Below are 9,813 nucleotides of genomic sequence, written 5' to 3'. Positions count from 1 at the left end.
TCGTCGCCGATGCCGTCGGCCACCTGCATGACCGCGTGGCCGGTGCCGAGTTGCTGTTTCTGCTCGGCCCACACCACGTCGAGGTGGGCTAGCTTCTTCAACACTTGCTCGCCGCCGTGGCCGTAGATGATGGAGATTTTGCGGGCGTCCAGGGAGGTCGCCAGGGCGTGGACGTGTTCCAGCAGGGATTGGTGGGCGATGCGGTGCAGTACTTTGGGCAGGGCCGATTTCATGCGGGTGCCCTGACCTGCGGCCAGGATGATGATTTCGAGGGGCATTGTTTGAGTCCGTTGGTTGGGGAAAAACGGAAGGATTGAAGGCATGGAAGCCGTTGCGGCATTCAGGCGGGGCAATTATACGGGGTTGGGGGAATGGACAGCTTGCAAGTGTAGGTTTTTGGATTTCGTTCCATCTCCCACCGGGAGAGGGTTCTTAAGGCGATTTCCAGGAAAAGACATACCTGTAGGATGGGTAGAGCGAAGTGAAACCCATCACCCTGTGTCCGGCTCGATGGGTTTCGCGAGTACGCTCTACCCATCCTACATCCAGATCAACGGTGACAAGCATTTTCGGAAATCGCCTAACTTAATGGCAGGCAGTGACCCCAACCCTCTCCCGGTGGGCGAGGGAGGAAATCGCATGGCGCGATTGCCCTGCGCGCTTGAACTTAGGCCAAGCCTTCCGCCTTAAGGTAAGCCGCCAACGCCACCGAGGCGGCGGCGAAGGCCCGGCGGATCTTCGTCAAGGCTTCGCCACTATGGTCATAGCGCCCCTCGCGGGCAGCTTCCTCGACCTCCCGGCACAGTTCCACCACGGCCACCGCGCCCACTTGGCCGCTGTTCGATTTCAGCGTGTGGGACGCGGCGCGGATGGCGGTGGGATCGCCCGCGGCATGGGCCTTTTCCAGGGCATCCAGCAACTTGGGCGCGTCGTGCAGGTATAGCTGCGCCACTTCTTGGATTAAGGCGTCGCCTTGCTGTCCTTCCAGGAGCGTCCTAAGCGCCTCCAAGGGCGTCGTGTCGATGACCGCTGCCTCCGCCGGTGGATGGGTCTCCGCCCATGATGGGGCCGCTTGCTCTTCGTGGACCGGGGGGACCAGCCAGCGGTCGAGCATCTGGCGCAATTGCTCACGCTTGAAAGGCTTGGCGAGATAGTCGTCCATGCCGGCGGCGAGGCAATTCTCCCGGTCGCCCTGCACGGCGTTGGCGGTCAAGGCCAGGATGGGGAAGGACGGGATCAGCCCTAAGGCTTGGCGCTTGCGCAGCTCGGTGGTGGCGGCGTAGCCGTCCATTTCCGGCATCATGCAATCCATCAGCACCAAGTCGTACTTGCCCTGGCTGGCCTTCGTCACGGCCTCCAGGCCGTTCTTGGCGACATCCACCGCGTAGCCCAGTCCCTTGAGCATCGCCAGCGCCACCATTTGGTTGACTTGGCTATCCTCCACCAACAGCAGGCGTCCGCCGCCGCCTTCCGCCGCGTCCGGCGCGGGGGCTGGCGCCTTGGTGGCTGGACTTTCCGGCTCGGGGGCTGGAAGCGTGCCCGCTTCCAGCAGGCAGCGCTGCAGGTCGGCCCGCCGCACGGGCTTGTTCATGCGGGCCGCGAAGCCCACTTCGCGGGCCTCCCGCGACTCGCCCTCGCCGCTGCTCGACGACAACAGGAATAGCCGGATGCCCGCCAGGGCGGGATCGGCCTTGATTCGGCGGGCCAGTTCAATGCCATTCATGCCGGGCATTTCCATGTCCAACAGGCCGTACCGATAGGGGTCTCCGCTGGCCTGCGCCGCCCGCAATGAGGCTAGCGCCTGTTCGCCATCGGTCACCGCATCCACCCGCATCCCCCAGGATTTGGCGTAGTCGCACAGAATGTCGCGGGTGGTGTCGTTGTCCTCCACCACCAGCGCCCGCTGCCGCGCCAAGTCGCCGGGCGCGAGCATGGCCTGGGGCGCGGGTTCCGCCGCCGCCGCCAACGGCAACTCAAACCAGAAGGACGAGCCATAGCCCAGCGCGCTCTCCACGCCGATATGGCCGTGCATCAATTCCACCAGCTGCCAGGAAATGGCGAGTCCCAGGCCGGTGCCGCCGTAGCGGCGGGTGGTGGTGCCATCGGCTTGGAAGAAGGCCCTGAACAGCCCCGCCTTGGCCTCTTCGGCGATGCCGATGCCGGTGTCCCGCACACAGAAGCGGATGGTCGCCGTGTCGGCATTGATGGGAAGACCTTCGGCCAGGGTGGCGGTGATGGCGACTTCGCCCCGATGGGTGAATTTGACGGCGTTCGCCACCAAGTTGGCCAGCACTTGGCGCAACCGGCCAGGATCGCCCCGGACCCAGTTCGGCACGTCGTCGCGGATGCGGCAAACCAGTTCCAGCCCCTTGCCGTGGGCGCGTTCGGCCAGCAATTCGGCCACGTCGCCCACGGTTTGGTGCAGGTCGAAGTCCAGGCTTTCCAGTTCCAGCTTGCCCGCCTCGATCTTGGAAAAATCCAGGACGTCGCTGATGAGGGCCAGCAGGGCTTCGCCGGACCTGTGCAGCATTTCCACATAGCGTTGCTGGGTCGGACTCAAGTCCCCGTCCAGCAGCAGGTCCGCCATGCCCAGCACGCCATTCATGGGCGTCCTGATTTCGTGGCTCATGGTGGCGAGGAACTGGGATTTCGCCCGGCTGGCGGCTTCCGCTGCTTCCTTGGCGCCGCGCAGCTCGGCGGTGCGGGCCTCCACCTCCTGCTCGAGATGCTCCCGGTGCCGCTCCAAGGCTTGGTCCCGGGTCTGGATTTGGGACAGCATTTCATTGAAGCCGTCGATCAGCATGCCCAGCTCGTCTTCCCCGTGCCTGGGCACCCGCAGCGAATAGGTCTTGCTCTCCGAGATGTCGCGGGTGGCCTCGGCCAGCTTGGCGATGGGCGCGGTGATTTGGCGGCGCAGCCGGATCAACAGGCCCACGGCCAGAAAGAATGAAACCAGGGTGGCGAACGCCAGGGCCAACAGGTTGCGGGCCAGTCCTTGCCACATCTCCCGCAGGTCGGCCTGGATCGACACCGCGCCGATGGCGTCGCCGTGCAGGAGGATGGGGCGGCTTAGGCTGGATTCCATTTCCATGAATTGGCCCCAGCCCAAATCGCTGCCGGATTCCTCGGATTCCAGCGTGTGCCTGGGCAGGCAGTGGGCGCCTTCCCGGCGGTACTCGGCGAAGACCTTGTCCTTGCGTCCGATGATCTGGGCGCAGAAGATGTTGGGCTTCACGCTCAGGGCGCGGAGGGTTTCCTTGGCGCTGTCGCTGTCGCCGGACAGCAGGGCCGCCTGGATGTTGCTGGCCGTTACGTCGGCCAAGCTGGCCAATTGTTGGTAGGTGGCCCGGCGCTCATGGACCAGGAGGCCGACGGCGAAGGCCAGGAACAGCAGCCCCAACGCGACCGCCGTCGATAACATGACGATATTGTTCAGCTTACGGGCTATGGATTGTGTTTCAGCCATCTTTTCTCAATATGTATGTCACAGCGCGGCAGGTGGGCATTGGGCGCGGCCCGCCCATGATTCCGGTCCAGGAATAGGCCGGATGTCCGGGCGGGGATGAGTGCCCCGGCAAGTCCTCTAGTAATTCTAGGTTCGATTGGAACAGCCTACGCGCCCCCGCCGCCGGAAAATCCGGCGGGGTGGGCCTCGAAGTAAAAAATGTCTATTGAATCCCCACGCCCCTGCGACGCCGCCAGGGCGGGTTTCTTATGGGGAAGGGGGCGGCGAGCGCATTGCTCCGGCTATTGGGGCGGGAGACGGGCTGGGCGGAAAGGGCGGAGGGTGTCAGCGGAACAGCCGCGCTGGCGGGGGGGTGGAATCTAGCGGGGCCGAAAGCCTTTACCGATCAGGCGGCGCGGATCGGTAAAGGCTCTCGGCCTTTGTGCTTGGGCTTGCGTTGGTAGGCGCGGCCATCGCGGAAGGTGGCGGCGCGGTTGAATTTCCCGGCGAACTTGGCGACGGGATTGTGCAAGGGCACGGTGGGCGGTCGGTTTTTCTTGCTCATGGGTAACGTCTCGTTGAGTGGTGGGGTTGGCGGCGCGTTATGGCGCCGACGGGGCAGCTTATCAAATCGACCGGCCTGAACTCCACCCGTTCATCATTATTCTTCGGGCGGGGCGCATCCATCCGGCGAAGGCTATTGCATCGCCACATGGGTGGACGCCGCCCCGCCGCTCGGCAACACGGACACCGGCACGCCCAACGAAGCCCATTGATACAGCCAACCGGCGTCCTCGGCGGCGCTGGGCCAGCGCTTGTTGTTCTTGCGGGTGGACATATTCACGCAGCCATGGCTGGCGGGATGGCCGAAGCCGTTGTGCCACCACGCGCCGTGGAAGGCGTAGTCCTCGTAGAAATATTGGGCGTAGGGCACGTTCTCCACCACGTAGTGCCCCTTCTCGCCAGGCTTGGCGCGGCTGCGCATGGTTTTGGTGGGGAAGCGGGCATAGATGTGGAAATTGCCCGTGACCGTCGGCGTGGTCGCCTTGCCGGTGCTGACGTGGAAAGTCCGCACCACTTGGCCGTTTTCGATGGCATCGGCCTTTTGCGCATCCAGGTACACGACGATGCGGCGATCCGGCCCGGTGGTGAAGCTGGCGGCGAGGGCTTTATCCAGGAATCCGCCCCGCGCCGACCGGGGACCCGTGGGGTCGATGCTCACCTCGATGGCGGTGGACGCGGGCCAGGTGGGCCGGGGCGTGAATTGCAGGCGGTGCTTGTTGACCCACTGCCATTTGCCTTCCACGCCCTTGCCGTCCTTGGCGCTAACCGCGATGTGCTTGCCGGGATTGTCGCGGCTCGCCAAGGGTTCGCTGAACGTGACTTGCAGCGGCATCGCCAGCCCCAGGTTGGATAGCCCCTGGGTGTTGAGGGTGGCGGTGAGTGGCGGCGCGGTGGTGATTTCCAATGGCAGCGGGGGCAGCGGCACGCCGGTGTCCGTCTGCCAATTCAGCGCCAGCGGGTAGCTGCGGCCTTGCTCATAGCCGCTGGCGACCAGCCGGAACACTTGGTGGGCCGCGTCGGGCCGCGCCTCTATCTTCATATCGCCCGTGGCCCGCAGTTCGCCGACCGGGCGGTCGAACCGTAGCGTCACGGAGGCGTCCGGCTCCAGGGTGCGTTGCGGCAAGCCTTCCAGCTTGGGAATCTCCACCGTGCCGAACGCCAATTCACGGGTTTCCCGCTGCCCGAACCAAGGCCGCTCCGCCGTGGCCTTGAGGGTGTAACGAGTACCGAAGGCCAGGGGGGTTTTCCATTCAAACCGGGTTTGGCTGGGGTCGGCGGCCTGGGCCACGACATTCCCGGCGCCGTCCCGCAATTCCACCAGGCTCAAGCGCGCCCCCACCCCCGAAGCCGCGACGCCAATGGCAACCCTCGGATCCACCTTGGCGTTGCCATCCAGGGGCGGCATGGTCAGGCTGAACGGCACCACTACTTGATAGGCGAAGACGCCCCCGCCCGCCGCCGTCGCGATAAGGAGCCAGCGGGCAAGCACCATAGCCTTGGATGCGGATTCCGACACTTTCACAGTTCACCTCGTAGATAGAACAACGCAACGAATCCGGCGGCGAGCGAGGGCTTGAATGAATCGCGGCATGGCCCACTACTCAGGAGACGTCTGATTTTAATCAAAGTTTGCCCTGATTTGCCGGAGCGGTCGAGTGGGAATGATACAGGCATGAACGGACGCATGGCACGGGAGTCGATTACACTTCCGGGCGGGGCTGGTAGTCCCGCCTTCAGGCGGCCTACCCATCGCAAAGATAGCCGCCTAAAGGTGGGACTACGAGCGTTGGGGGGCTTCAACCGTCGTTTTTAAGATCAACCCCTACGCGGAACAACCCCATGCCCACCATCTACGACCTCAAGCCGCGCTTCCAAAACCTGCTGCGGCCCATCACGGCCCGGCTGGCCCAAGCCGGTGTCTCGGCCAACCAAGTGACCCTCGCAACGGCGCTCTTGTCGCTGCTGGCGGGCCTTTGCGTGGCGCTACAGCCCGGCGCCCGCTGGCCGTTTTTGCTGCTGCCCGTGGTGCTGTTCGTCCGCATGGCCCTCAACGCCATCGACGGGATGCTGGCGCGGGAACACGCCATGAAGACCCCGCTGGGCGCGATTCTGAACGAACTCGGCGATGTGTTCTCCGACCTGGCCCTGTATGCGCCGCTGGCGGCGATTCCGGGCGTGACCGGATTGTGGGTGGCGGGTTTTCTGCTGCTGTTGGTGATTTCGGAAATGGCCGGGGTGGTGGCGGTGCAAATCGGCGCCAGCCGCCGCTATGACGGGCCACTGGGCAAGAGTGACCGGGCCTTCGTTATCGGCGCGGTGGGCCTGCTGCTGGGATTGGGCGTGACGCCCGGCCTGTGGCTGGATGGGCTGCTGCTGGTGTTGTGCTTTTTGGCCTTGCTCACCACGACCAATCGCTGCCGCGAAGCCTTGCGGGAGGTTTCGCCATGAACTGGCTGGCCGTGAAACCCAATGTGCTGTACGCCCTGGCCGGGGTGTTCGGCGTGCTGGCGCTGGCCTCGGCCATCGTGTGGCTGCTGCAACGCCGCTCGCCCGGCAAGGATTACCGGGAGTTGCGCCAGCGGGTGAATTCCTGGTGGATCATGGCGAGTGTGTTCGCCGCCGCCATGAGCCTGAACCGCAACGTCTCCTTGGTGTTCTTCGCCTTCGTCAGCTTCCTCGCCCTCAAGGAATACCTGAGCCTCATCCCCACCCGCCGCGCCGACCGCCGGGTATTGCTGTGGGCCTATCTCGCCATCCCGCTGCAATTCCTGTGGATCGCCAAGGCGTGGTACGGCATGTTCATCGTCTTCATCCCGGTCTATGCCTTCCTGTTCTTGCCCGTGCGGATGGTGATGATCGGCGAGACGGCGGATTTCCTCCGCGCCGCTGGCACCCTGCATTGGGGCTTGATGACCATGGTGTTCAGCATCAGCCATCTGGCCTTCCTGCTGGTGCTGCCGGAAGCGCAAAACAGCGTGGCGGGCGGGCCGGGACTGGTGCTGTTCCTGGTGCTGCTGACCGAGAGCAACGACGTGGCCCAATACATCTGGGGCAAGCTGCTGGGGCGGCACAAGATCATTCCCAAGGTCAGCCCCAACAAGACTTGGGAGGGCTTCGTGGGCGGCTTCCTCACCACCACCGGATTGGCGGTGCTGCTGGCGCCCTGGCTGACGCCGCTGAATCTGGCTCACGCCGTCGCCGCCGGGTTGCTGATCGGCTGGGCGGGCTTCATCGGCGATGTGGTGATTTCCGCCCTCAAGCGCGACATCGGCGTGAAGGATAGCGGCGCCTTGATTCCCGGCCATGGCGGCATGTTGGACCGCATCGACAGCCTGACCTACACCGCGCCCTTGTTCTTTCATTTCATGCGCTACCTGTATTTTTGAATCCGCCCAGACCGACTCGGTTTTCAAAACCGAGTCGGTCTTTCTCCTTAATTTGTGCCCCCTATGTCACGGCTACTGCGTTTCCTATTCTTCGCGATGTTCGCCCGCCTGCTGGTGCTGATTGTGCTGGGTCTGAATGTGCGGCGGCGCGAGCTTCTGCCCGCCGCCGGTCCCGCTATTTTGGTGGCGAACCACAACAGCCACCTCGATACCCTGGTGTTGATGACCCTGTTGCCGCTCAAGCTGCTGCCTCGGGTGCGGCCCGTGGCGGCGCTGGATTATTTTTTGCGTAACCGGCTGCTGGCTTGGTTCGCGCTCAACATCATCGGCATCATCCCGTTGAGCCGCCGCCCGCAACGAGGGGCCGACCCGCTGGCGTCTTGCGCCGAGGCGTTACAGCGCGGCGATATTCTGATTCTGTTTCCCGAAGGCAGCCGGGGCGAGCCGGAGCGGATGGCGAAGTTCAAGACCGGCGTCGCTCACCTGGCGGAGCGGTTCCCGGAGGTGCCGGTGATTCCGGTGTTCATGCATGGCTTGGGGAAAGCCTTGCCGAAGGGGGATTTTGTGCTGGTGCCGTTTTTCTGCGATGTGTTCGTGGGCGAGGGACTGCGCTGGACAGGGGAGCGGGGGAGCTTTATGGCGGGGCTGGAAGCGGCGATGGAGCGGTTGGCGGGTGAGGGGTGTTTTGCGGCTTGGGAGTGATGCCCGTTTCCTGATTTACCGAAACTGGAGTCCAAAACTTGCGTTGGGTGGCTTTCATCCCTCCGGCACGGAAACGAGGGAAACTGCCACAAGGCTTGCAGCCCTTTAAATCACCCGCTGCCCCCGCACATATTCCGCCACCAAGGGCACCACGATCCGGTACCGCCCGTCCTCCCCTTTCTCCACGATTTCCCGCCGCAGCAAGGTCCGCAGCGCCGTATTGAGGGCGCGGTTGTCCGGTTCCAGCTTGCGTAGCGCGTCGGCATACAGGGCGGAAGTGGCGGGGTGAGCGAGGGTTTCAAGGATGAGCCGGGCGGTTTCGCTGCCCGCTTGGCCGTGCCACAGGTTGCTGAAATAGTTGCCGCCCCGCTCCAAGGCGGTGGGGATGATGGCGGTCACGTCGGCCAAGTCCACTTGCGAGGCGGGCGGCATTCGTCCGGTTTTGTTCATGCGTTCGACCAGGGTGGCGCAGAGCAGTTGGACGAGGTAGGGCTGGGCGTGGCTGAGGTGGAGAATCCGTTTCACCGCCTCGTCGCGGTAGAGGTGGGCGGGGAAATCCGCCACCGGGCGGACGATGAGTTCGCGGGCATCGTCCGGTTCCAGGAAGCTGATGGGGAGGCTGAGGGTGTTGATGAGGGCGCTGGCCCAGTGGGGCGGGAGTTCGTCGATTTGGCGGCTGCCGGATAGCAGCACGTCCACCCGGCGGCGGTGTTGGACGGTGTGGCGCAGGGCCATGAGCAGCCGCTCGTCGAAGCGCCCGGCGGCGATGCCTTGTTCGAGGCCTTCGTATTCGTCCAGGCAGAGCAGCAGGCGGCGGTCGTCCAGCGCCCGTTCGGTGGCGTCGAGCCAGCGGCCAAAGGCGGGGTAAGGGTCGGCGCCGAGTTCGCGGCGGGTGAGGTCGGGCAGCACCACGCCACGGCGGCGGGCTTCGTCGTTGACGGCGGCGGCGAGGCCATGCAGGAGGCCCGCGCTGTCCGCCGCACCGCCGAGGGTGGCGCTTTGCAGGTCGAGGAAGGCGGGCACGACGCGGGCACCGAGGCGGCGTTCGAGTTGCAGGAGGGCGGAGGTTTTGCCGCTGCGGCGTTGGCCGATGAGGAGGTAGGTTTGGCGTGGGCCGTCGTGGTTGCCCAAGGCGAGTTCAAGGCGGCGGAACAGGGCGCGGCGGCCTTTGAAGGGGATGCGTTCGTCGGGGTTGCCGTCGGGGCGGACGGGTTTGCCGTCCCATTGGTAGGCTTGGGGGATGGGTTCTTCCTGGCGTTGGCGGCGGCGGGCGTCTTCGAGTCCGGTGTTGATGAGGTCGGACCAGCGCCGAATGGCGGTGCTGAAGGGGCCGGGGGGTTGTTTGGCGAGGGCGTCGAGGCGGCGTTTGGCCTCGGCCATGCGGCGCAGTTGGTTGGTGGCGGAATCGCTTTCCAGGGCGCTGGCGACTTCTTGGCTGATGTCGCGGAGGGTGAAGAGTTGGGCGCGAAGGGTTTCGGCTAAGGGGGTTTCTTCGTTGAACCAGTCGAGGCCGTCGGCGTAGCGGGCCAGGGTTTCCAGGGAGGCGATGCCTTCAGCTTGTTCTTGGGCAAGTATGGCCCAGGCTTTATAGGCGGCGCGGTATTGGAATTTGTGGGCGGCGGTTTCGGCGAGAGCGGCGCGACCGGCGGTATCGTCAAGATGGTTCAAACTGACCAGTAATCTCGGCGTGCCCGGAAGTGGGAGAAGAATAATTTC

The 9,813-nt window shown here is 64.6% G+C and carries 8 protein-coding genes; 3 read left to right on the top strand and 5 right to left on the bottom strand.

What is annotated here, in order from left to right; genetic code table 11:
• From ACXWUF_RS12195 to ACXWUF_RS12180, 4 genes are all read right to left on the bottom strand, one after another.
• The coding region (locus ACXWUF_RS12195; RefSeq protein WP_458494940.1) for an NTP transferase domain-containing protein at nt 1–278 on the bottom strand (278 nt) is incomplete at its 3' end.
• 389 nt (nt 279–667) lie between these two features.
• Nucleotides 668–3,466, bottom strand: a complete 2,799-nt coding sequence (locus tag ACXWUF_RS12190; protein ID WP_458494939.1) for a response regulator — start codon at nt 3,464–3,466, stop codon at nt 668–670.
• A gap of 385 nt (nt 3,467–3,851) precedes the next feature.
• Nucleotides 3,852–4,010 carry a DUF7230 family protein gene (locus ACXWUF_RS12185; protein ID WP_458494938.1) on the bottom strand — a complete coding sequence of 53 codons (159 nt, stop codon included), beginning with the start codon at nt 4,008–4,010 and terminating at the stop codon, nt 3,852–3,854.
• A 132-nt stretch (nt 4,011–4,142) separates the two neighbouring features.
• Complete coding sequence (locus ACXWUF_RS12180) at nt 4,143–5,525, bottom strand: L,D-transpeptidase family protein (protein WP_458494937.1); 1,383 nt, start codon at nt 5,523–5,525, stop codon at nt 4,143–4,145.
• A 323-nt stretch (nt 5,526–5,848) separates the two neighbouring features.
• Between ACXWUF_RS12180 and ACXWUF_RS12175 the strand changes: the two genes are divergently transcribed.
• The 3 genes from ACXWUF_RS12175 (at nt 5,849) to ACXWUF_RS12165 (ending at nt 8,097) form a co-directional block, all read left to right on the top strand.
• Nucleotides 5,849–6,457, top strand: a complete 609-nt coding sequence (locus ACXWUF_RS12175) for a CDP-alcohol phosphatidyltransferase family protein (protein WP_458494936.1) — start codon at nt 5,849–5,851, stop codon at nt 6,455–6,457.
• Entirely contained in the window at nt 6,454–7,395 is a 942-nt protein-coding gene (locus ACXWUF_RS12170; RefSeq protein WP_458494935.1) for a phosphatidate cytidylyltransferase, read from the top strand. The genes ACXWUF_RS12175 and ACXWUF_RS12170 overlap by 4 nt, the downstream gene beginning before the upstream one ends.
• Before the next feature lie 63 nt (nt 7,396–7,458).
• On the top strand, nt 7,459–8,097 hold the full coding sequence (locus ACXWUF_RS12165; RefSeq protein ID WP_458494934.1) for a lysophospholipid acyltransferase family protein: 639 nt from the start codon (nt 7,459–7,461) through the stop codon (nt 8,095–8,097).
• A 105-nt stretch (nt 8,098–8,202) separates the two neighbouring features.
• Here ACXWUF_RS12165 and ACXWUF_RS12160 read toward each other — a convergent pair.
• On the bottom strand, nt 8,203–9,813 hold a 1,611-nt coding region (locus ACXWUF_RS12160; RefSeq protein WP_458494933.1), incomplete at its 5' end, for an AAA family ATPase.

The organism is Methylomagnum sp., from assembly GCF_054333355.1.
The sequence above is the reverse complement of the archived record's forward strand: the minus strand, read 5'-3'. Positions and strand labels throughout refer to the sequence as shown.